Here is a 21,353-nt window from a genome sequence, read left to right as displayed (position 1 = left end):
CCTGAAATAAAGTGTCTGCCTCGAACAGACCAGTTTAGTTGTGTAAAAAACATATTGCCATCAAAATATTTGCACATTCGTTGACAACCATTGCACAAGGGCCCTCCATGATCCACGACTGGGACGCCGTACGCTACTTCCTCGAGGTGGCCCGCACGCAGCGCGCCAGTGCGGCCGCACAGCGCCTGGGCGTGCAGCACAGCACCGTGACGCGGCGCATCCGCCTGCTCGAGCACGCGCTGGGTGTGACCCTGTTTGAAAAATCACGCGCCAGCGGCTTTACCCTGACCGAAGATGGCCAACGCCTGCTGACCTATGCCGAGCCCGTCGAAAGTGCCCTGCTGGCCGCCCAGGAAACGCTCAGCGGTGCGGCGCAGAGCCTGTCGGGCCATGTGCGCATCGGTTCCACCGAAGGTTTTGGCAGCATCATTCTGACACCGCTGATGGTCGACTTCCAGCGCCGGCATCCGGCCATGACGCTGGATATCCTGCCCGTACCTCGGTTCATCAGCCTCTCGAAGCGCGAGGCCGACATTGCCATCGCGCTCGAACGCCCGCAGCGCGGCCCCTATCTGTGCACCCGGCTCACTGACTATACCCTGATGCTGTATGGCAGCAAGACCTGCCTGGCCAATCATCCTGCCATCCGGCAACGCGCCGACCTGAACCACCACAGGTTCATTGGCTATGTCGACGAACTGCTGTTCAGCGATCGGCTGCGCTATCTCGACGATCTGGTGCAGGCTTCGCGGGTGACCTTCCGCAGCACCAGCATCCTGGCCCAGTATCAGGCCTGTCTCGGGGGCCAGGGCCTGGCCATACTGCCGTGCTTCCTGGCTGCGCAGAACCCGCAACTGCAGCCGGTGCTGGGCAGCGAGATCCGGATCACGCGCAGTTTCTGGATGTACTGCCACGAGGATCTGCGTCACACGCGTCGCATCATGGCGCTATGGAACCATCTGAAACAGGCGGTGAGCATGAACCGCAGCCTGCTGCAGGGGCATTCGGATACCCTGCTCATGCCGGATCCGGCGGGCGAGGCCGACGCAGACGCGTACGCCACCACAGCAGGCCCAACCCCAGGGCCAGGAACACCCCATGCACCAGCCACAGGCCGATGCTGAAGGGCAGGACCCCATCATCGATCCAGCTGCGTGACAGATTGATCAGGTTCATGTACAGCAGGGCCAGCAGCCCCGCCAGCAGCAGATCGCCCGAACGCCCCAGCCGGGGGTTGACAGCGCCCAGCGGCAAGGCCACCAGAGCCAGGTTCAGCGCAGCCAGAGGCAGCGACAGACGCCACATCAATTGCGACAGCGATTCTCTGTCGGCCTGACGGATCAGGTCCAGCGTGGGCCTGGCCTTGATCTGCTGCAGCGCCTTCTGGCGCGCGGCTTCGAGGGTGGCCGGATCACTGCGGCTTTCGATCCGCACGCCATAGCGCTCGAAATCGAGCAGGCGCATCTCGGAGGACCCTTCCCGGAAATCATAGCGGTGCCCCGGGCCCAGCACCAGAAAACGATCGCCATTGTCTTCGGTCTTGATGGCCGCGCTGTCGGCCACCACGACACTCAGCCATTCGGGGTCAGCCACCCGTGCCACAATCCGCCCCAGTTCGTCATCGGGGTGCTCGGGCGGCTCGGCAAAGAACACCCTGCGCCCGTCGTCCGCCTCGATGAACTGCCCGGAGGCCACACGTGACAGATCCGAACGCTGCTCGAAACGCTGGCGATACTCGGCAATCTGGCCATAGGCCCACGGCGAGGCCGCCAGGGTCAGGGTCGCCACCACCAGCGCCACCGGCACGGCGAACCACATGATGGGCCGCACCCATTGCAGCAGCGAGAGGCCGCTGGCAAACCACACGGCCATCTCGGACTCGCGGTAGCTGCGCGTGACCGTGGTGAGCACGGCAATGAAGAGCGCTGTCGAGAGAATCACCGGCAAGGCCGTGATACTTGAAAAAGCGGCCAGGCCCAGCACGACGTTGGCCCCGATGTCGCCATTGGCCGCTTCACCCAGCAGGCGCACGATGAGTACGCTGAGCCAGACCACCAGCAGGGTTGAAAAGACGATCCCCCCATGGCTGACAATCTCGGATACGACGGCACGCTTGAACAGGGACATGGAAAATGCGGAATAATGAACCGTATCGGACTATTGTCTTCACCTGGAACACAGAGGAAAACTGATGAAATTTAGCACAAGCAGCGGCAGCACCCTGCATACTGTCAAGACCCAGGCCGTGGCTGTAGGCGTATTCAAGGGTGGGCAGCTGAGCCCCGATGCCCAGGCACTCGACCAGGCCATGCAGGGCGCCCTGAAGAAAATCGTGCAGGCAGAGTTCAAAGCGGCGGCCGGCGACAGCCTGGTCATCCATGCCCCTGCGGGGCTCGCAGCCGAACGCGTCATTCTACTCGGTCTGGGTGAACCCGATACGCTCGATGCCGCGACCCTCAGGCAGGCGCATGCGGTACTGGCAGGCCTGTGCGTGCGGGCGGGGGTGGCTCATGCGGTGTCCACGCTGTGCACCCTGCCATGCACCGATGGCAGCGCTGCAGACTGCGCCCGTGCCGCAGCCCAGGCCGTGACAGCCGCCTGCTACCAATACGATGCGACGCTCAGCGAGACCAAGCCGCCGGTGGCCCTGCAACAGTTCGTGGTGCAGTGCGCCCGCAGCCAGGCCGCGGCGGTGCGCACGGCCCTGGCCGAGGGTGCGGCAACAGGGGCCGGGGTCAACCTCGCGCGCCTGCTGGGCGACCTGCCGCCCAATATCTGTACGCCCACCTACCTCGGCCAGACGGCGCGCCAGCTGGCCAGGGAATTCAAGACCCTGAAGGCCGAAGTGCTCGACCAGAAAAAGATCGAGGCACTCAAGATGGGCTCGTTCCTGTCGGTCGCCCGCGGCTCGGCCGAACCGCCGGCCTTCATCATCCTGCGCCATGTACCCCGCACACCCGGCACCGCGGCCCCCATCGTGCTGGTGGGCAAGGGCGTCACCTTCGATGCGGGCGGCATATCCATCAAGCCGGCGGCGGCCATGGATGAAATGAAATTCGACATGTGCGGGGCCGCCAGCGTGCTCGGCACGCTGCGCGCCGTGGCCGAACTCGATCTGCCACGCGAGGTCGTGGGCATCATCCCCAGCTGCGAGAACCTCCCCAGCGGCACAGCCAACAAGCCGGGTGACATCGTCACCAGCCTTTCAGGGCAGACCATAGAGATCCTCAATACCGATGCCGAAGGGCGGTTGATCCTGTGCGACGCCCTGACCTACGCCGAACGTTTCAAGCCGGCTGCCGTCATCGACATCGCCACCCTGACAGGGGCCTGTGTCATCGCGCTGGGCCATGTCAACAGCGGCCTGTTCTCGACCGACGACGCTCTGGCCGAGCAATTGCTGGCCGCGGGCCGTGCAGCGCTCGATCCCGCCTGGCGCCTGCCATTGGGGGATGAATACCAGAAGCAGCTCAAATCGAATTTTGCCGATATGGCCAACATCGGCGGGCGCGCCGCGGGATCCGTGACTGCGGCCTGCTTTCTGTCGCGCTTCACAAAAAAGTACACCTGGGCCCATCTCGACATCGCCGGCACGGCCTGGCTCGAAGGCAAGCAGAAAGGGGCCACGGGGCGCCCGGTTCCCCTGCTGGTCAACTACTTGCTGGGGCAATGTGCCGCATGAGCCGGGTTGATTTTGCCCACGGCGCCCGCCACCGCCTGCGCATGGCCTGCCGAACCACGGCGCGCCATGTGCAGGCCGGGCACCGCATGGCGGTCTGGTGCACCGATGCCCGCCGCCTGCAGCGCTACGACACGCTGCTGTGGTCATTCGATCCGGTCAGTTTCATCCCGCACGTGCATGCCCAGGACCCCCTGGTGGACCATGCCCCCGTAGTCCTGGTGGATCAGCCGGCTGACCTGCGGGCGCTGTCAGCCTGCGGCTGGCTGCTCAACCTGGACCTGGCCTGCCCCCCACATGCAGCCCGATTTGCCAGAATTCTGGAAATCGTGTCCGAACACCCCGATGACCGGGCTGCGGCACGCCAGCGCTGGCAGCAATACCGCAAACAGGGCCTCGAACTGCACAGCCATGCCTTGCCCACCGGAGCCGATTGAAACCTTCTGGCACAATTCAGGTCCAAATCATCAATCAAGGCATGGACTTGCCAGTTCAGCTTGTTGTAAGATTCACATGTTTGTCTGCCCGACCACCTGGATCGGGCTCTTATCAGGAAACCGCCATGTCCGACTTCCGTCAAACCCTGCCGCATGCCGGCTCGCAGTCCACCTCGGCGGTGGCCCGCAACCGCGTACTGCGCAACACCTACTGGCTGCTGGCCCTGTCGCTCATCCCCACGGTGCTCGGGGCGGCCATCGGCCTGTCTTCCGGCATGAATCAGTTCATGAGCGAAAGCCCCGGTACCAGCTCGCTGATCTTCCTGATCGGCGCCTTCGGGCTCATGTTCCTTGTCGAACGCAACAAGAACAGCTCGCTGGGCGTCGCCCTTCTGCTGGGCTTCACGTTCTTCATGGGCCTCATGCTGTCGCGCATGCTGGGCTTCGTTCTGGGCATGGGCAATGGCGCCCAGCTCATCATGCTGGCCTTCGGGGGCACCGCTGCGGTCTTCGGCACCATGGCCACGGTGGCCAGCACCACGAAGCGCGACTTCACCCATTGGCAGAAGTTCCTGTTCGTCGGCGTGGTGCTGTTGCTCGTGGCCATGCTGGCCAACATCTTCCTGCAGATTGCGGCGCTGACCCTCACCCTCTCGGTGCTGGCCATCGGCATCTTCTCGGCCTTCCTGCTGGTCGATCTGCAGCGCATCATACGTGGGGGCGAAACCAACTACATCTCGGCCACGCTTGCCGTGTACCTCGATCTCTACAACATTTTCGTCAATCTGCTGATGCTTCTGGGCATCTTCGGCGGCAGCCGCGACTGAATCCGGTTCAACCGTTCAATAGTGCTGCAATTCCAGCAGCACGCGCCGGGTACGCAGGGGCGCCTCGAGCAATGGCTCGAGGCGTTCGCGCAACTGCCGACGGGCCAGCGCTGAAACCTTCAAATCCATGAAGTCCGGCATGGGCACGTCGGCCCCATAGCCGATCCGCTCGAGCAGGATCCACTCGAAGCGGCGCAACGCCGCCCGGGTCGCGGCCGCGTTTTCCGCAGGCTGCGCCAGCGTATCCAGTGCCGCCACATACGCGTCGTATACCTGCGGATCTGCATCGTCACGGGGCAACAGGCGCAGGATGAGTTCGTTCAGATACCAGGCCGACATCAGGGCCTGGCCATCCAGCAAGCGCACCGGGCCGGACTCGGCCCGGATCAGGGTACGCACCTCTGCACTGCCCGACCACGACAGCCACAGGGGCTGAAAACACACCAGCACGGGGCGCAATGCCGAATAAGGACGCTTGGCGCCTTTGGCAACCAGCGCCAGCCGCCCGTGGTCGCGCGAGAAAGCCTGCACGATCAGTGAGGTCTCGCGCCACGCGCTGGCATGCAGCACGTGGGCAGGCGCATCATAGATGCGTGGCCCACGCCCCTTACTCATAGCCCAGTTCGCGCAGGGCCGATTCGCGCGCCGACCAGCCCTTGCGCACCTTGATATGGATATCCAGGAACACCGGCTTTTCGAGCAGGCGTACGATATCCTGACGGGCTTCGGTGGCGATGCGCTTCATGTGCTGCCCGCCGGCGCCCAGCAGGATCGGACGATGGCTCGCGCGTTCGATCACGACGCAGGCTGATATGCGGGCCCCGGTTTCATTTTCTTCCCACTGCTCGATGATCACCGTGCAGCCATAGGGCAGTTCATCACCCACGAGGCGAAAGATCTTCTCGCGGATCAGCTCGGCCACCAGGAAACGCACGGGCCGGTCGGTCAGGGCATCAGCCTCGAACAGGTGTTCCGCCATTGGCAGACGCGTGGCGATTTCATCCAGCAGAGGTTCGAGCTGGATCGCGCGCAGGGCACTGAGCGGCACAACCGCAGCATAGGGGTAGGCCTGTGTGCATTTTTCCACATAAGGGAACAGCGCGTTCCTGTCTTTCAGGGCATCGATCTTGTTGACTGCCAGGATCACCGGCCGGCCGGCCGGCAGCAGGGGCAGGAGCGCAGCGTCACCCGCCGACCACTTGCCGGCTTCCACCACATGCACCACGACGTCGACTTCGGCCAGGGCCTGCGTCACGACGCGGTTCATCATGCGGTTCATGGCACCACCGTGACGCGTCTGGAACCCCGGTGTATCGACAAAAATGAACTGGTCGGTACCCCGCGTGAGCACCCCGTTGATCCGATGCCGTGTCGTCTGCGCCTTGCGCGACACAATGGACAGTTTGACACCCACCAGCGCATTGCCCAGGGTGGACTTGCCGACGTTGGGTCGCCCTACGAGCGCAACAAAGCCACAGCGGGAAGGTGCAGCGTCAGTCATGGGATGTACTCGAATGAGATTCGGGCGACGCCACGTTCCGGCGCCGCCCGGTGGCCTTCCTGCGCAAGGACCCGCGTGTGCGCAGTTGCGCCAGTACCCGTGCCGCGGCGGCCTGTTCGGCGCTGCGCCGGCTCGGCCCCGATGCCTGCTCGTGCACATCCAGCGGCTCGACATGGCACACCACATCGAATGTCTGTTCATGCGCTGCGCCATGCGTGGTGAGCACATCGTAGACCGGCAAGGGGTGGCCGTAGCCCTGCAGCAGTTCCTGCAACTGGGTCTTGGCATCCTTGCCCACGTCATCCTGGCCCAGCCGGGACAGCACAGGCCGGTACAGGCGCTCGATCGTACGCCGGGCCGCCGCATGGCCACCATCCAGATAAATGGCCCCCAGTATGGCCTCGAGGGCGTCGGCCAGAATCGAAGGCCGCCTGAAACCACCGCTCTTGAGCTCACCCTCGCCCAGGCGCAGGTGGTCGGACAGGCCCAGGTCGACGGCGATCTCGGCGAGGCTGGATTCCTTGACCAGATTGGCGCGCAAGCGCGATAGTGCGCCTTCATCCATCCGTTCGTGCTCGGCAAACAGGAGGGTGGACACGACGAAATTCAGTACGGAGTCTCCCAGGAATTCGAGCCGCTCATTGTTGGGCTTGCCATGGCTGCGATGCGTCAGCGCCTGGATCAGCAACGCGGGGTTCTGGAATGGATGGCCCAGGGCGTCCTGCAGCTGGCCGAGCGAGGCCATCAGTGAAACCTGCCGATACGGCTCGGGGCACTGAAGTTCATCCAGATGAAGAACGCCCGGCCGACGAGATTGCGATCCGGCACGAACCCCCAATAGCGGCTGTCCAGACTGTTGTCGCGGTTGTCACCCATGACGAAATAGTGCCCGGGTGGCACGGTGCAGCGCACGCCGCCTGCACGATATGAGCAATCGGAAAAATCAGGGAAGCGCGTGATCGGCATGAGATCCTGTGAAGCCTGGGTATTGAGCAGGATACGGTGTGATACGGTGCCGAGCTGCTCGAGGTACTGGGCGACATAATTGGCCCGGTCCGGTTCGTAGAAGTCGCCGTCGCGCGTGCGCGGCACCGGCGAGCCGTTCAGGTACAGCTGTTTGTGGCGATATTCGACCACGTCACCAGGCAGGCCCACCACCCGCTTGATGTAATCCACAGCGGGATCCACAGGATAGCGAAATACCACGACATCACCCCGTTGCGGTGAACCCAGATCGAGGATCTTGCGGTTCACCACCGGCAGACGGATACCATACTCATATTTATTGACCAGAATCAGGTCGCCATTTTCGAGCGTTGGCAGCATCGAGCCCGACGGGATGCGAAATGGCTCGACAACGAACGAGCGCAGGAGAAACACGAACAGGATCACGGGAAAGAAGCTGATCGCGTATTCGACCCACCAGGGCGCCTTCACTGCACGCTCGCGCACCTGCCTGCACTCGGCTTCGAGGGTGGCCTCGTCGAGGCCTGCCGCATTGTTGCGGCAGGCCTGCGCGGCGGCCTCGGCCCTTTGCTGCCTGCGACCCCGCAAGACCAGTCTGTCGAGCAGCCAGACGAGCCCGGTGACCACCAGCGCCACAAAGAGCAGCAGAGCAAAGTCCCAGTTCATTTGTCGTCAACCTGCAACACGGCGAGGAAGGCTTCCTGGGGAATTTCGACGTTGCCGACCTGTTTCATGCGTTTCTTGCCTGCCTCTGTTTTTCGAGCAATTTGCGCTTGCGCGAGATGTCGCCGCCATAACACTTGGCCAGCACGTTCTTGCGCAGGGCCTTGACGTTCTCGCGGGCCACCACTTCGGCGCCTATGGCCGCCTGGATGGCGATGTCGAACATCTGCCGGGGGATCAGGCCGCGCATGCGGGTGACCACTTCACGCCCACGCGGGCGGGCATTGGCCCGGTGCACGATCATGGAAAGCGCATCGACCCGGTCGCCATTGATGAGCAGATCGACGCGCACGACATCGGCCACGCGGTATTCCTTGAATTCGTAATCCATGGACGCGTAACCCCGCGAAACCGACTTGAGGCGATCGAAGAAATCGAGCACGATCTCGGCCAGCGGAATTTCATAGGCCAAGTGCACCTGCCGCCCATGGTAACTGAGATTGAGCTGCACACCGCGGCGATTGTTGCACAGGGACATCACCGGACCGACATATTCCTGCGGCATGAACAGGGTCACTGTCATGATCGGCTCGCGGATTTCGACGATGTGCCCGAGTTCGGGCATGCGCGCCGGGCTGTCGACCATGACGACCGAACCGTCGCGCACCAGGACCTCGTAGACCACCGAGGGCGCGGTGGTGATGATGTCCATGTCGAACTCGCGCTCGAGGCGCTCTTGCACGATATCCATGTGCAGCAGGCCCAGAAAGCCGCAGCGAAAGCCAAAACCCAGGGCCTGGGAGACTTCGGGCTCGAACAGCAGCGAGGCATCGTTGAGCTTGAGCTTTTCGAGCGAATCGCGCAGCTGGTCATAGGCACTGGACTCGACCGGATAAAGCCCCGCGAAGACCTGAGGCTTGACCTCTTTGAAACCGGGCAGTGGCCTGGACGCGGGCTTGCCCGCCAAGGTGATGGTGTCACCCACCTTGGCGTGTTCGAGTTCCTTGATACCGGCGATGACGAAGCCCACCTGACCTGCGGCCAACTGCTCTCGAGGCTCGGATTTCGGCGTGAACACACCCAGCTGTTCGCACAGATGCGTGGCCCCTGTCGCCATCAGCAGGATCTTGTCACGCGGTCGCAGCACCCCGTTGACGATGCGCACCAGCATCACCACACCGACGTAGTTGTCGAACCAGGAATCGATGATCAGCGCCTGCAGAGCCCCGCCCGGATCCCCCCGAGGCGCCGGGATCCGGTGCACGATGGCCTCGAGAATGTCGTCGATCCCCTGCCCGGTCTTGGCGCTGGCCCGTATGGCCGCCGAGGCATCCAGGCCGATGACGTCTTCGATCTCGGCGGCGGCCGCATCGGGATCAGCCGATGGCAGATCCATTTTATTGATCACCGGCACCACCTCGACCCCGAGATCGATGGCGGTATAACAATTCGCGACCGTTTGCGCCTCGACCCCCTGGGTGGAATCGACCACCAGCAAGGCCCCCTCGCAGGCCGACAATGAGCGGCTGACCTCATATGAAAAATCGACGTGGCCGGGCGTGTCGATGAGATTCAGGTGATAGACCTGCCCGTTGGCCGCGCGATACTGCAGTGCCGCCGTCTGCGCCTTGATGGTGATGCCGCGTTCGCGCTCGATATCCATCGAATCGAGCACCTGGGACGACATTTCGCGATCCTGGAGGCCGCCACAACGCTGGATCAGGCGATCGGCCAGAGTGGACTTGCCATGATCGATGTGCGCAATGATGGAAAAGTTGCGGATGTGGTCCATACGTTACCCAAGAAAGAAAAAAGAAAAGGGAACGCCGCGGGCGCCCCCTTCTCGTTCTTTCTTCATTTTAGCCGTTTTGGCAATGGGATCGGATCAGGCTCACTCGGGCTTGACGATCACCCACTGTGATTGCTGATCGCGGCTGACCAGTACGACGACCGGACGCGACTCATCCAGTTTGGCGACGATCTCGGCATACTGCTTGGGATTGTGGATATCGCTGTCATTGATGCGCAGGATGATATCTCCCGGTTCGATGCCGGACTCGGCCGCCGCCCCTTCGGACAGATCCACCAGCACGCCCTGGGTATCGCCATCGGGCACGGACTGGACGCGCAGGCCCAGGCGGTCGACCGTGCTGTCGGTCGCCGGGCCTTCATTCTGCGCAGGGCCGCTGGATTGCTCTTCGGTGAGTTCGCCGACCTTGACCTTGAGCTCGACCGTCTTGCCCTTGCGCCAGACCTTCAGCGTGGTCCTGGTGTCGGGCTGCGTGGCACCCACGAGGCGTGGCAGATCGGCCATATGATCGATTTCGTGACCATTGAAGTTCAGGATCACATCGCCCGCATGCACCCCGGCCTTGGCAGCAGGGCCGTCCGGATCCACATTGCTGACCATGGCGCCCTTGGCCTTGTCGAGGCCCAGGGCCTTGGCCACGTCATCAGCGACTTCGGTGATCTGTACACCGATGCGCCCGCGCGTGACCTTGCCATGCGCCTTGAGCTGCTCGACCACGCGCAGCGCCTCATCGATGGGGATGGCGAGCGAAATGCCCATGAAACCACCGCTGCGCGAAACGATCTGCGAATTGATGCCCACCACCTGGCCATCCAGATTGATCAGCGGCCCGCCCGAGTTGCCCGGGTTGACGGCCACATCGGTCTGGATGAACGGCAGATAGTCACCGGTATCGCGATTGATGGCGCTGATGATGCCCGCCGTGACGGTGGAATCCAGACCAAAGGGTGAACCGATCGCGAGCACCCACTGGCCCTTCTTGAGTTCATCGGAGTCGCCAATCGGCAGCGGCTTGAGGCCGTCGGCATCGATCTTCAAAAGTGCGATGTCGGTGCGCGCGTCCGTTCCGATGACCTTGGCAGTGTATTCGGTACCATCGGTCATCGTGACGAAGATGTCATTGGCATTGTTGACGACATGGTTGTTGGTCAGCACGTAGCCATCCTTGGAGATGACGAACCCCGAACCGATGCCGCGCGGCACCGTACGCTCGCGCGGCTGTGGTTGGCCCGGTGTACGCGGCGCCTGGCCAAAGCCCGGCGGATTGAAATCGGGGCCAAAGAACCACCGGAAGAGTTCGGACGGATCCGCCCCTGGGCCTCGCGCGCCGCCTCGCACGGGAACCGTCTCGGTCGTGCGGATATTGACCACCGAACCCTCTGTTTCGGCGACGATCCGGGTGAAGTCGGGCAACGCCACCTGCGCTGTGTTGTCCTGGGCCTGTGCAACCCCACCAGGCACACTGAAGACCAGGGCCAGGCTGGCGACCGTGCCAGCCACCCAGCGGGCCAGTGTGGACGAACCAGAATTGCCTGAATAAGACAGAATCATTCGATTCTCCTTGCTGTGAAATGATCAACGAACAGTTTTGGACACATACTGGGCCGCATGAACCACGTCGCGCACCGTTTGCGCCGGTACCTCGCCCATGGCCGTGAGCCAGTATGTCGCCAGGCGCATGCGATAGATGTTGATGGCACCCTGGCGCAAACTGCCTTCCTGGAGGTTTTGATCCCTTTGAGGATCAAAGGTTTCAACAAAAATGGAAATGGCCGCCAATCCGTCGGATATCACCAGCTGATCGACGCTTTGCCCGGCGTTTGCCTGATAGGTGATTTCGGCCTGTGGCCTGAAACCGGGCGGCAGTGCAAAGCGCCAGCCCTGTGCCAGAAGATCGACGCTGCGATGGATTTCCTGGTGAACCGTCCAGCCTTGCACGTCATGCCGGGACGCCATGTCGGCCGGCTTGATGTCCGGGCTGAGCTTGAGCCGGCTGAACGCGAGCTGATCGACCAGGTGGCCATGCTGATCGAACGTTTGCGTGCGCAGCAGCAGATGGTTCTCGAGATCGGTGCATAAACGATAGCTGTATCTCAGGGTATCACGCGCCGCCAGTTCCGACACCATGCAATCGCGCCCGGCCACGCGATAGGTACCCAATGCAGGGCGCCACTCATAATGCTGGCTAATCAGCCCGGGGTCTGCCTGCAGCAGCGCCGGAAAGTGGTCGGCGCCCACCGTGCGATGCACCACCAGCCGTTGATCGGGATACAGGCACTGCTCGCTGCGGTTCTCGCGCAGGCACTCGCGCGGCACGCCATCGAGCGTTTCGAACCGTTCGCGTTCACCCGAGCCATCGACCCAATGGACAAGCTGAGCGGCCTGCAGGCTGCGGCCCTGCTGGTAGACCGTGATGCCGGCATAATCCAGCGTACGTGCCGCGTTCTGGATCTGGGTCAGCGCGCTCAGCGGATGATCCGCGGGCAAGGTGTCCTGGGCCTGGGCAAGCGGCACCAGGCTGCCCAGCCAGAGCAGCACCCCCAGACGAAAACCCAGGCAGAGACCCGACATCAGTGCTGCCCCATGGGATCGAAGGCCACCTGCCGTATGGGTGCGCCGCCCGTCATGGCCCGATGCGCCGCCATATAGCCATCGAGCCTGACATCCGTGCCCGTGAGCGGTGCCGGTTCCACGTCGGTCGCCAGGGCCAGACGTGGCGCCGTATCAACCGGCTGCGGCCCGAGCAGCGCAGACCAGTTGACCCAGACCACCGACGCCACGGCTGCAGCCATGGCCAGCCCCGCAAAGGTCTGGCGGGCCGCTGGCCTGCGCCACCAGGCGACGGACGTGGCAACGACCGGTTCGGCGGCCACGGCTGCCGACAGCCTGGCATAGAAGCGATCCGATGGACGTATCGCAAGGTCGGCACTGCGCATGACATCGCCAATCAGATGATAGGTATCCCAGACCTGCCGCCCGTACGGATTGTCGAGCTCTTCGGCACGCAGGTCGGCCTCGCCATCGACCCAGGCGGAGATATTGGCCTCCCAGTCGGTGTCCCGGGGGGCCAGGTGGTCCAGGTCATGAGGTGTGTGCGCTTCCATCAATGCCCCCCATCACCAGCGGCGGTCAGCGCCATTTCCGAGCACTGGGCGCAGGCGGTGGGCAATCGCTTCACGCGCACGATAGATGCGTGAGCGAACGGTTCCGACAGGGCATTGCATGATCTGGGCAATTTCTTCATAAGTCATCCCTTCGATTTCGCGCAGTACGATGGCAGTACGCTGGTCTTCGGGCAGATCCTCGATCGTGTGGTTGATCGTATCCACGATCTCGCGGCTGACCGCGGCCGACTCGGGCGTGGTGTAATCAGTTAGGCTGTCATCGGCTGAAAAAGTTTCGCCGTCCTCGTTTTCAGGGGCATCCACGCGGATCGGCTGGCGCTTGCGGGTGGCCAGCCAGTTGCGCGCCGTGTTCAGCGCAATGCGGTAGAGCCAGGTATAGAACGCGCTTTCACCCCGGAATTGCGGCAAGGCACGCCAGGCCTTGATGAAGACGTCCTGGGCGAGGTCCTCGACTTCGGCAGGATCATGCACCAGGCGGGCCAGCAGGCGCATGATGCGGCGCTGGTATTTGATGACCAGCAGGTCGAATGCCTGGCGCTCGCCACCCTGCACCCGTCGGACCAGCGCCTGATCCACATCCCGTTCAGCCATGAGACGCGCCTGCCCCGGCGCCCCTTGTGCCGCCTGCCTGGCCGGGCGCGATCAGAACCGCCCGACGATCATCGAGCCATTGGTGCCGCCAAAGCCAAACGAGTTGGACAAGGCCACATGGATGTCGAGATCGCGCGCCTGATTGGCACAGTAATCCAGATCGCATTCGGGATCCTGATGAACCAGATTGATGGTGGGAGGCGACACCTGATGGTGGACAGCCAGCGTGGTGAACACCGCTTCGATACCGCCGGCTGCGCCCAGCAGATGACCTGTCATGGATTTGGTGGAATTGACCACCAGCTTGCGCGCGTGATCACCAAAGGCCAGTTTGAGGGCGCAGGTTTCGTTCTTGTCGCCAAGCGGTGTGGACGTGCCATGCGCATTGACGTAAGAGATGTCATCGGCATTGACCCCGCTGTTGCGCAAGGCATGCAGCATGCCGCGCCGGGGGCCATCCTGGTCGGGGCTGGTGATATGGTGTGCGTCCGAACTCATGCCCATGCCAAGGAATTCGCCATAAATGCGCGCACCACGCCTGCGCGCATGTTCGAGCTCTTCGAGAACCAGCACCCCGGCCCCTTCGCCCAGTACGAACCCATCACGGTCACGATCGAATGGGCGCGAGGCACCTGCCGGATCATCATTGCGTGTGGACAGGGCACGCATGGCGGCAAACCCGCCCATGCCCAGCGGCGACACCGAGCTTTCCGCACCACCCGCCACCATCGCATCGGCATCGCCGTATTCGATCAGGCGCGCCGCATCGCCGATACAGTGCAGGCCCGTGGTACAGGCCGAAACCACCGCGTAGCTGGGCCCCTTGAGACCCAGCAGGATCGACAATTGCCCCGAAATGAGATTGATGAGCGAGGCCGGCACGAAAAAGGGCGAGATGCGGCGCGCGCCGCGCTGCAGGAATTCGGCCTGGGTTTCCTCGATACGCGGCAGCCCGCCGATGCCCGAGCCAATGATGGTCCCGATGCGATCGGCATCTTCGCGGTCGATCTCGAGACCTGAATCACGCCAGGCCTGGATGCCGGCAGCCACCCCATAATGGATGAAGGTATCCATCTGCCGGGCTTCTTTGGCGGGCACATACCCGGTGATGTCAAAATCCTTGACTTCGCCGGCGATCTGGCTGTTGAGTACGGATGCATCAAAGCGCGTAACCGGCCCGATGCCGGACTGGCCTGCCAGGATATTTCCCCATGCAGTCTGCACGTCGTTGCCGACAGGCGAAACGATACCCAGGCCAGTGATCACGACGCGTCGCTTCACGATGGACTCCTGTAAATGGGAAAGGCGGCCCTTGGCAGGTACCGGACAGCAATGCAGCCTGCGCCCGAACTCGACCCGCCATGAACCGCCTGACCTGATACGGCCGCCAGGGCGGCCGGGACGGGAGGGATTACTGCTTGCTGTGCGACGTGATGTAATCGATCGCCTGCTGCACCGTGGTGATTTTTTCAGCTTCCTCGTCGGGAATCTCGGTTTCGAATTCGTCTTCGAGGGCCATTACGAGTTCGACCATGTCGAGCGAATCGGCACCGAGGTCGTCAAGGAAGGAAGACTCGTTCTTGATCTCGGCTTCGTTGACGCCGAGTTGCTCAGCGACGATCTTCTTGACGCGCTGTTCGATGCTTTCCATGCATATCTCCAGTTTGGGAAAACCCCGCGAATTATAGCCAAACTTCAGGAACCGGGCTGCGGGAAGGGAATGAAAAAACTTTTGACGGATTTTACCTTAGTCGGCGCGCATCTGTAGCGGCCACCCTACATGTACATGCCACCATTGACATGCACCGTTGTACCGGTGACATACGCGGCCTGGGGGCTGGCCAGCCAGGCCACGGCAGACGCGACCTCGGCGGGCGACCCCAGCCGTCCCAATGGGATCTGCTGCAGAATGGCAGCCGTCTGCGCATCACTCAGTGCGCGCGTCATGTCGGTATCGATGAAACCGGGCGCCACACAGTTGACCGTAATGCCTCGGCTGCCGAGTTCGGCGGCCAGCGAACGCGACAGGCCTGCCACGCCGGCTTTGGAGGCCGCATAATTGGCCTGGCCCGGATTGCCGCTGTAGCCGACGACCGACGTGATGTTGATGATACGGCCCCAGCGCGCCTTCATCATGACCCTGGCGACCCCCCGGCACAGGCGAAAGACGGCAGCCAGATTGGTTTGCAGCACTGCGGCCCAGTCTTCGTCCTTCATGCGCAGGATCAGGCCGTCACGGGTGATGCCGGCATTGTTGACCAGTATATGGGGCGCGCCTTCGGCGGCGAGTTCAGCCAGCAGCGCGTCACACGCGGCCTCATCGGTGACATCGAGCACCATGCCCCGCCCGCCGTAAGCCGCCAGTGCCTCGCGAATGCCCTGGGCACCGGATTCCGTGGTGGCGGTACCCACCACCGTGGCGCCAGCCTGCGCCAACTCGAGCGCCGTCGCACGGCCGATACCGCGCGAGGCCCCCGTAACCAGGGCAATCCTGCCCGCCAGAACAGCATCTGACATGTCAGCCTCCGAGAGCGTCCAGCGTCTGCCTGAGGGACGCCGGATCATTGATGTTGTACGTCTGCATATCGCGATCGATCCGCTTGATCAGCCCGACAAGAACCTTGCCCGGGCCACATTCGACCACGTGGCCCACCCCCCGTTGCCTCAAGGCCTGGATGACTTCGACCCAGCGGACCGGGTGCCAGGCCTGACGCACCAGCGCGTCGCGAATGGCCTGCGGATCCTGTGGGCTGGCGACATCGACATTATTGACCAAAGGCATGCCGGGCGCATGCAAGGGCAATTCGGCCAGCGCGTTGCGCAGCACGGCGGCTGCCGGCTCGAGCAGACTCGAGTGAAACGGTGCCGAGACCGGCAAAGGCAGCGCCCGCCTGGCACCGGCTGCACGCGCCCGTTCGCAGGCACGCTGGACCGCGGCGGCATGACCCGCGATCACGACCTGCTCGGGCGCATTGAAATTGACGGGTTCGACGACCTCGCCATCCGCGGCCTCATGGCACACTTGGGCAACGACTTCGTCAGCCAGACCCAGAATGGCCGCCATGCCGCCTTCACCCACCGGTACGGCCGACTGCATGGCATTTGCACGCACCCGCACGAGACGCAGGGCATCGGCCAGATCGAGGGACCCGGCCGCCACCAGGGCGGAATACTCGCCCAGGCTGTGCCCCGCGACCAGATCCGGCGGGCGCCCGCCCGCCTGCAACCAGGCGTGGTATGCGGCCACGGAGGCCAGCAGCATGGCCGGCTGCGTGTTGGCAGTCAGGTTGAGTGCGTCGGCCGGCCCGCGCTCCATGAGGCCGGAGAGATCTTCACCCAATGCCTGATCGCCGGCCTGCAGGGTGCTGCGCACGGCATCGTTGCCGCCCCAGGCAGCCATCATGCCGACACTCTGCGAGCCCTGACCGGGAAATACGAACGCAATCTTCATGAGTCGAACCTTAAATCCTGACCAGCACCGAGCCCCAGGTGAAACCGCCACCCACCCCCTGCAGCAGCACGGTCTGGCCAGCGCGGATGCGGCCATCGCGGCAGGCGACATCAAGCGCGAGCGGCACGCTGGCGGCTGACGTGTTGGCGTGCCGATCGAGCGTGACCACCAGACGCTCGTCGGACAGACCCAACCGGCGGCTGATGAAGTTCAGTATACGAATGTTCGCCTGATGGGGCACCATCCAGTCGATATCGTCGATGGCTATGCCTGCTTGCGCGCATACGTCGCGTGCCGACTGCACCAGGGAGTTCACAGCCAGCTTGAACACGGCCTGGCCATCCATGCGCAGGAATGGGTCGCCGGTGACCTTGCCCGCCTCGACCGTTCCGGCCGCGCACAGAATGTGTTGCTGACGCCCGTCGGCGTTCAGCCTGGTGGCCAGAACGCCCGGCGCTTCGGCGGCACTGAGGACGACGGCGCCTGCGCCATCGCCAAACAGCACGCAGGTGCGGCGATCATTCCAGTCGAGGATGCTCGAGAAGACTTCGGCGCCGATGACCAGCGCATGCTGTGCCTGCCCCGACCGGATGAACGCATTGGCCGTGGCCAGAGCATAGACAAACCCGCTGCATACGGCCTGGATGTCGAATGCCGCAGCACCGCCCACACCCAGATTGGCCTGCACGAGACAGGCCGTGCTGGGAAAGATGAAGTCGGGCGTGGACGTGGCCACGATGATGAGATCGATGTCGCCCGCCTGCAGCCCCGCGCTATCGAGGGCAGCCCGGGCCGCAGCCGTGGCCAGCGTGCTGGTCTTTACGCCCGGTTCGGCGATATGGCGCTGATGGATGCCCGTGCGCTCGACAATCCAGGTGTCGGATGTTTCGATACCCCGTGCAGCCAGATCGGCAGCCAGATCATTGTTGGTGACGATACGGGGGGGCAGATAGCCGCCGGTTCCTGTGATCCTGGCAAACGGCATGATCGGTTCCAAAAGAGACTAGGAGGACAGCCCGGCGTCGCCTCGCACGGACGGCAACATCTGGCTGCGCAAAACATCGAGGCGCTGGACAGTGCCTTCAAGCAGGCCATTGAGCACGGCCTCCCGGGCACGCATCAGCGCCTGGCCAAATGCATAGACATCGGCCGACCCGTGACTCTTGATGACGATCCCGCGCAGCCCCAGCAAAGCCGCACCATTGTAGCGGCGATTGTCGACCCGGGCGCGGAAGCGCTGCAGCACGGGTGTCGCCACCAGGCCAGCGGCCTTGGTGAGCGGGTTTCGATGGAATTCTTCGCGCATCATGGTGCCGATCATGCGCGCCAGGCCCTCGATGGACTTGAGCACCACATTGCCCACGAACCCATCGCACACGACCACGTCGACCGTGCCCTTGAAGATATCGTCGCCCTCGACATTGCCGTGGAAATTCAGGCCGCTGGCCCGCAACAGCTCGGCCGCCTGCTTGACGACCTCGTTGCCCTTGATGAGTTCTTCACCGATGTTGAGCAGCCCCACGACCGGCTGGGCCTTGCGATCGACCGTGGAGACCAGGGCGGCCCCCATGAGGCCGAACTGCAGCAGATGCTCGGCCGAACAGTCGACATTGGCCCCCAGATCGAGCACCGTCGTGGCGCCGCCCGCCTGATTGGGCAGCGCGGTCGCAATGGCAGGCCGGTCGATGCCATCGAGCGTCTTGAGCACGTAGCGCGAGATGGCCATCCAGGCACCCGTATTGCCGGCCGATATGGCGGCCTGTGCCTGGCCGTCCTTGACAGCCTGGACCGCCAGTCGCATGGACGAGTTCTTCTTGCGCCGCAGGGCAATCTCGACCGAATCATGCATGGTCACGATCTCGGACGCATGAATGACCTCGAATGCGCCATGCGGCGCCGCCTGATCCTGCAACGCGGCCGCAATCAGGGATTCATCACCCACCAACAGGCAACGCACATCGGCGTGCGCGCGAACAAAGGCCACGGCGGCCGGCACCGTGACCGGCAACCCATGATCACCGCCCATGCAGTCGATGGCGATGCAGACGCGACGTTCAGGCATCCGTTCGGCGCAGAGCGGCTGGATCAGTCGTCGTTCTTGGTCTGGATGACCTTGCGCCCACGATACACGCCATTGGGGCTGATGTGGTGACGCAGGTGCAGTTCGCCCGTGGTGGGCTCTATGGCCGTGGCAGGCACGGCGAGAGAATCATGCGAACGATGCATGCCACGCCGCGATGGGCTCTTCTTGTTTTGCTGGACAGCCATGATGACTCCTGTGATCCGGGCTGCCCGCTGGTATGGGCAGACCCCTGGGTTGAAAATAATGCGTTCAGTTTTTCCCGTGCTTCAGCGTGGCGAGCACCGCGAAAGGCGACTTCCGGCCGTCTTCTGGTGCAGCGCCACCGGGCATCGGCGCGGGGCAATGTTCATGATGCGGGGCAAACGGCATGGCCAGGATGAGCTCGTCTTCGATCAGTTCGAGCACCTCGAGATGCGCCTCTGCGAGCATGTACTCGGTGTCGGGGTCTTCTGTCTGGAGCGCGTCCATGGCATCGAGCTGGCTCTGGCTTTCGACCAGACCCAGGGACCGGTGCACCCGCAGCTCGAGGTCAAAGGGTTGCAGGCAGCGCTGACACACTGCACGTACGCACCCCTGCGCGCGAACGTCGAGCCAGGCCCCGTCTGCACCGGGCTCGTGACGCCCGGCAAGCGACCAGACCACCGAGCCAGCCTGCGGCGACGGCAACCCCTGGCACAGCCGACTGCAGCTGCCCACCTGAAGCGTGCCCGAAAGCTCGTGCCCCAAACGGGCAAAGGCAATCGAATCGATCACCATGGCTTTAGCCATAAAGGAAAACATAGCATGTTACTTGATAAAATCACGAACATGCAACTGATCCTCGCCTCCAGCTCACCCTATCGGCGCAGCCTGCTCGAGCGCCTGCAACTGGCCTTCGAAGTACGGGCACCCGATATCGACGAAACCCGCCAGCCCGGTGAAACACCGCAAGCCCAGGCCTTGCGGCTGGCTGTCCAGAAAGCCGGGCATGTGGCCCGAACGGCACCCGATGCGCTGGTGATCGGTTCGGATCAGGTGGCCGAATTCGGCGGCATGGCCATCGGCAAGCCGGGCAACCAGAACGCGGCCTTTGCCCAGTTGCGGCAATTCAGCGGACAGACCGTACGATTTCATACCGCCGTCTGCGTACGCCGGGGCACACGGGAACAATGCGACACGATCGCCACCGAGTGTGATTTCCTGCCGCTCACCGATGCCCAGATCCACTATTACCTGCACGCCGAGAAGCCCTGGGACACGGCTGGCAGCGCCAAGGTCGAGAAACTGGGTATCGCCCTGATGCAATCGATCCGCAGCGAAGACCCCACGGCGCTCATCGGCCTGCCGTTGATGGCATTGTGCCGCATGCTGCGCCATTTTGGTCTCGATCCTCTCAGCCCCCCACCCCGCACGCCATGACCACCCTGCACCTGATCCCGGTGGGCCTGGGCGACAGCCCCCCCGATCGCTGGCTGCCGCGCCACGCCCAGGAAATCGCCGTCCAGCTGCGGCATTTCATTGCCGAAAACGCCAAGTCAGCCCGCGCCTTCCTGAAACAGCTCGAGACCGCCATTCCCCTGGCGCAAATCGACATCCAGGTCTTGCGGGCCGACACGGGCGATGCGCAGATTCGCCACTGGTTGCAGGGGATGCCTGCGGGCGCCGATCTGGGCCTGGTGTCAGAGGCGGGTTGCCCGGCCGTTGCCGATCCGGGCGCACGGGTCGTGGCCCAGGCCCATGCCCTGGGCATACGGGTGGTCCCCTGGACGGGCCCGTCGTCCATCATGCTCGGGTTGATGGCCAGCGGCCTGCAGGGCCAGCGTTTTGCCTTTCATGGCTATGCGCCCATCAAGGCACCCGAGCGCGATGCCTGCCTGCGTCGCTGGGAAACCGAATCGCGGCGGCAATCGCAGACGCAGATCCTGATCGAAACCCCCTACCGCAACGCGGCCCTGTTCGATGCCCTGCTGCGCAGCCTGCATCCGGGCACGCGCCTGTGCGTCGCCAGCGCCCTGACCTGCGCGGATGAAGCCATCATGACTCGCAGCATCGCCCAGTGGCGCCAGAATGCCCGGCCCGATCTGGACAGAAAACCTACGCTGTTTCTGTTTCTGGCCAGCTAGCCCGCATATTTCGTCAGCAGGCTGAGATCGCTGTTTTTCAGTGACCATCAGCTCGTTGATGCTTGTGAAGCATTTGTCGTGTTGTTTTGAACGGTTTTTCGAGGCTGCAGACGCAACT

At 63.3% G+C, this 21,353-nt stretch carries 23 protein-coding genes and 1 pseudogene; 6 read left to right on the top strand and 18 right to left on the bottom strand.

The genetic code is table 11. The annotated features are described in order from the left end of the window. Positions 1-107: 107 nt before the first annotated feature. Positions 108-1,124, top strand: coding sequence for a LysR family transcriptional regulator (locus tag WCY17_RS07810; protein ID WP_372701616.1), 1,017 nt, complete (start codon positions 108-110; stop codon positions 1,122-1,124). Here WCY17_RS07810 and lptF read toward each other — a convergent pair. Beyond that, the gene (lptF, locus tag WCY17_RS07805) at positions 1,018-2,127 is read right to left on the bottom strand and encodes an LPS export ABC transporter permease LptF (RefSeq protein WP_372701615.1); all 1,110 of its coding nucleotides are present in this window, start codon (positions 2,125-2,127) and stop codon (positions 1,018-1,020) included. The genes WCY17_RS07810 and lptF overlap by 107 nt on opposite strands. Before the next feature lie 64 nt (positions 2,128-2,191). On the opposite strand from lptF, the gene WCY17_RS07800 reads away from it, so the two are divergent. The 3 genes from WCY17_RS07800 to WCY17_RS07790 all read left to right on the top strand — a co-directional run bounded on the left by WCY17_RS07800 (position 2,192) and on the right by WCY17_RS07790 (position 4,943). Then, positions 2,192-3,682: a leucyl aminopeptidase gene (locus tag WCY17_RS07800; protein ID WP_372701614.1), complete on the top strand. Its 1,491-nt coding sequence runs from the start codon at positions 2,192-2,194 to the stop codon at positions 3,680-3,682. Next, on the top strand, positions 3,679-4,116 hold the full coding sequence (locus WCY17_RS07795; RefSeq protein WP_372701613.1) for a DNA polymerase III subunit chi: 438 nt from the start codon (positions 3,679-3,681) through the stop codon (positions 4,114-4,116). The genes WCY17_RS07800 and WCY17_RS07795 overlap by 4 nt, the downstream gene beginning before the upstream one ends. A 125-nt stretch (positions 4,117-4,241) precedes the next feature. Continuing rightward, positions 4,242-4,943 carry a Bax inhibitor-1/YccA family protein gene (locus WCY17_RS07790; RefSeq protein WP_372701612.1) on the top strand — a complete coding sequence of 234 codons (702 nt, stop codon included), beginning with the start codon at positions 4,242-4,244 and terminating at the stop codon, positions 4,941-4,943. Positions 4,944-4,958: 15 nt separating this feature from the next. Here the strand turns inward: WCY17_RS07790 and recO are convergent, their stop codons facing one another. From recO to WCY17_RS07705, 17 genes and pseudogenes are all read right to left on the bottom strand, one after another. Then, entirely contained in the window at positions 4,959-5,558 is a 600-nt protein-coding gene (gene recO, locus WCY17_RS07785) for a DNA repair protein RecO (protein WP_372701611.1), read from the bottom strand. Continuing rightward, positions 5,551-6,444 carry a GTPase Era gene (gene era / locus WCY17_RS07780; RefSeq protein ID WP_372701610.1) on the bottom strand — a complete coding sequence of 298 codons (894 nt, stop codon included), beginning with the start codon at positions 6,442-6,444 and terminating at the stop codon, positions 5,551-5,553. The genes recO and era overlap by 8 nt, the downstream gene beginning before the upstream one ends. Next, positions 6,437-7,189, bottom strand: coding sequence for a ribonuclease III (gene rnc, locus WCY17_RS07775; RefSeq protein WP_372701609.1), 753 nt, complete (start codon positions 7,187-7,189; stop codon positions 6,437-6,439). The genes era and rnc overlap by 8 nt, the downstream gene beginning before the upstream one ends. Then, entirely contained in the window at positions 7,189-8,076 is an 888-nt protein-coding gene (gene lepB, locus WCY17_RS07770) for a signal peptidase I (protein WP_372701608.1), read from the bottom strand. The genes rnc and lepB overlap by 1 nt, the downstream gene beginning before the upstream one ends. Next, positions 8,073-9,865, bottom strand: a pseudogene (lepA, locus tag WCY17_RS07765) (translation elongation factor 4). Before lepA ends, lepB begins: the two are co-directional and overlap by 4 nt. A gap of 99 nt (positions 9,866-9,964) precedes the next feature. Beyond that, complete coding sequence (locus WCY17_RS07760) at positions 9,965-11,434, bottom strand: DegQ family serine endoprotease (RefSeq protein WP_372701607.1); 1,470 nt, start codon at positions 11,432-11,434, stop codon at positions 9,965-9,967. 24 nt (positions 11,435-11,458) lie between these two features. Next, on the bottom strand, positions 11,459-12,454 hold the full coding sequence (locus WCY17_RS07755) for a MucB/RseB C-terminal domain-containing protein (RefSeq protein ID WP_372701606.1): 996 nt from the start codon (positions 12,452-12,454) through the stop codon (positions 11,459-11,461). After that, entirely contained in the window at positions 12,454-12,987 is a 534-nt protein-coding gene (locus WCY17_RS07750) for a sigma-E factor negative regulatory protein (protein ID WP_372701605.1), read from the bottom strand. The genes WCY17_RS07755 and WCY17_RS07750 overlap by 1 nt, the downstream gene beginning before the upstream one ends. A gap of 12 nt (positions 12,988-12,999) precedes the next feature. Beyond that, positions 13,000-13,599, bottom strand: a complete 600-nt coding sequence (rpoE, locus tag WCY17_RS07745) for an RNA polymerase sigma factor RpoE (protein ID WP_372701604.1) — start codon at positions 13,597-13,599, stop codon at positions 13,000-13,002. Between the two features lie 51 nt (positions 13,600-13,650). Further along, positions 13,651-14,880 (bottom strand): beta-ketoacyl-ACP synthase II, encoded by a 1,230-nt coding sequence (gene fabF / locus WCY17_RS07740; protein WP_372701603.1) that lies wholly within the window; start codon positions 14,878-14,880, stop codon positions 13,651-13,653. Positions 14,881-15,010: 130 nt separating this feature from the next. Further along, positions 15,011-15,250 (bottom strand): acyl carrier protein, encoded by a 240-nt coding sequence (gene acpP / locus WCY17_RS07735; RefSeq protein ID WP_372686673.1) that lies wholly within the window; start codon positions 15,248-15,250, stop codon positions 15,011-15,013. Positions 15,251-15,375: 125 nt separating this feature from the next. Continuing rightward, entirely contained in the window at positions 15,376-16,116 is a 741-nt protein-coding gene (gene fabG, locus WCY17_RS07730) for a 3-oxoacyl-ACP reductase FabG (protein WP_372701602.1), read from the bottom strand. Position 16,117: 1 nt separating this feature from the next. Further along, complete coding sequence (gene fabD / locus WCY17_RS07725; protein WP_372701601.1) at positions 16,118-17,050, bottom strand: ACP S-malonyltransferase; 933 nt, start codon at positions 17,048-17,050, stop codon at positions 16,118-16,120. Positions 17,051-17,060: 10 nt separating this feature from the next. Next, positions 17,061-18,035 (bottom strand): beta-ketoacyl-ACP synthase III, encoded by a 975-nt coding sequence (locus tag WCY17_RS07720; RefSeq protein ID WP_372701600.1) that lies wholly within the window; start codon positions 18,033-18,035, stop codon positions 17,061-17,063. Between the two features lie 18 nt (positions 18,036-18,053). After that, on the bottom strand, positions 18,054-19,112 hold the full coding sequence (gene plsX, locus WCY17_RS07715; RefSeq protein ID WP_372701599.1) for a phosphate acyltransferase PlsX: 1,059 nt from the start codon (positions 19,110-19,112) through the stop codon (positions 18,054-18,056). A 23-nt stretch (positions 19,113-19,135) separates the two neighbouring features. Next, entirely contained in the window at positions 19,136-19,318 is a 183-nt protein-coding gene (gene rpmF / locus WCY17_RS07710) for a 50S ribosomal protein L32 (protein ID WP_372701598.1), read from the bottom strand. Between the two features lie 64 nt (positions 19,319-19,382). Continuing rightward, positions 19,383-19,889, bottom strand: coding sequence for a DUF177 domain-containing protein (locus tag WCY17_RS07705; protein ID WP_372701597.1), 507 nt, complete (start codon positions 19,887-19,889; stop codon positions 19,383-19,385). Positions 19,890-19,940: 51 nt separating this feature from the next. Here WCY17_RS07705 and WCY17_RS07700 point away from each other — a divergent pair, with 51 nt between their 5' ends. After that, positions 19,941-20,531, top strand: a complete 591-nt coding sequence (locus WCY17_RS07700; RefSeq protein WP_372701596.1) for a nucleoside triphosphate pyrophosphatase — start codon at positions 19,941-19,943, stop codon at positions 20,529-20,531. Then, positions 20,528-21,235 carry an SAM-dependent methyltransferase gene (locus WCY17_RS07695; RefSeq protein WP_372701595.1) on the top strand — a complete coding sequence of 236 codons (708 nt, stop codon included), beginning with the start codon at positions 20,528-20,530 and terminating at the stop codon, positions 21,233-21,235. The genes WCY17_RS07700 and WCY17_RS07695 overlap by 4 nt, the downstream gene beginning before the upstream one ends. Positions 21,236-21,353 lie beyond the last annotated feature (118 nt).

This window comes from Castellaniella sp. (assembly GCF_041677825.1).
Taxonomy (GTDB): Bacteria; Pseudomonadota; Gammaproteobacteria; order Burkholderiales; family Burkholderiaceae_B; genus Castellaniella.
Note: the sequence above shows the minus strand (reverse complement) of the source record. Positions and strands in the feature narration are given on the sequence as shown.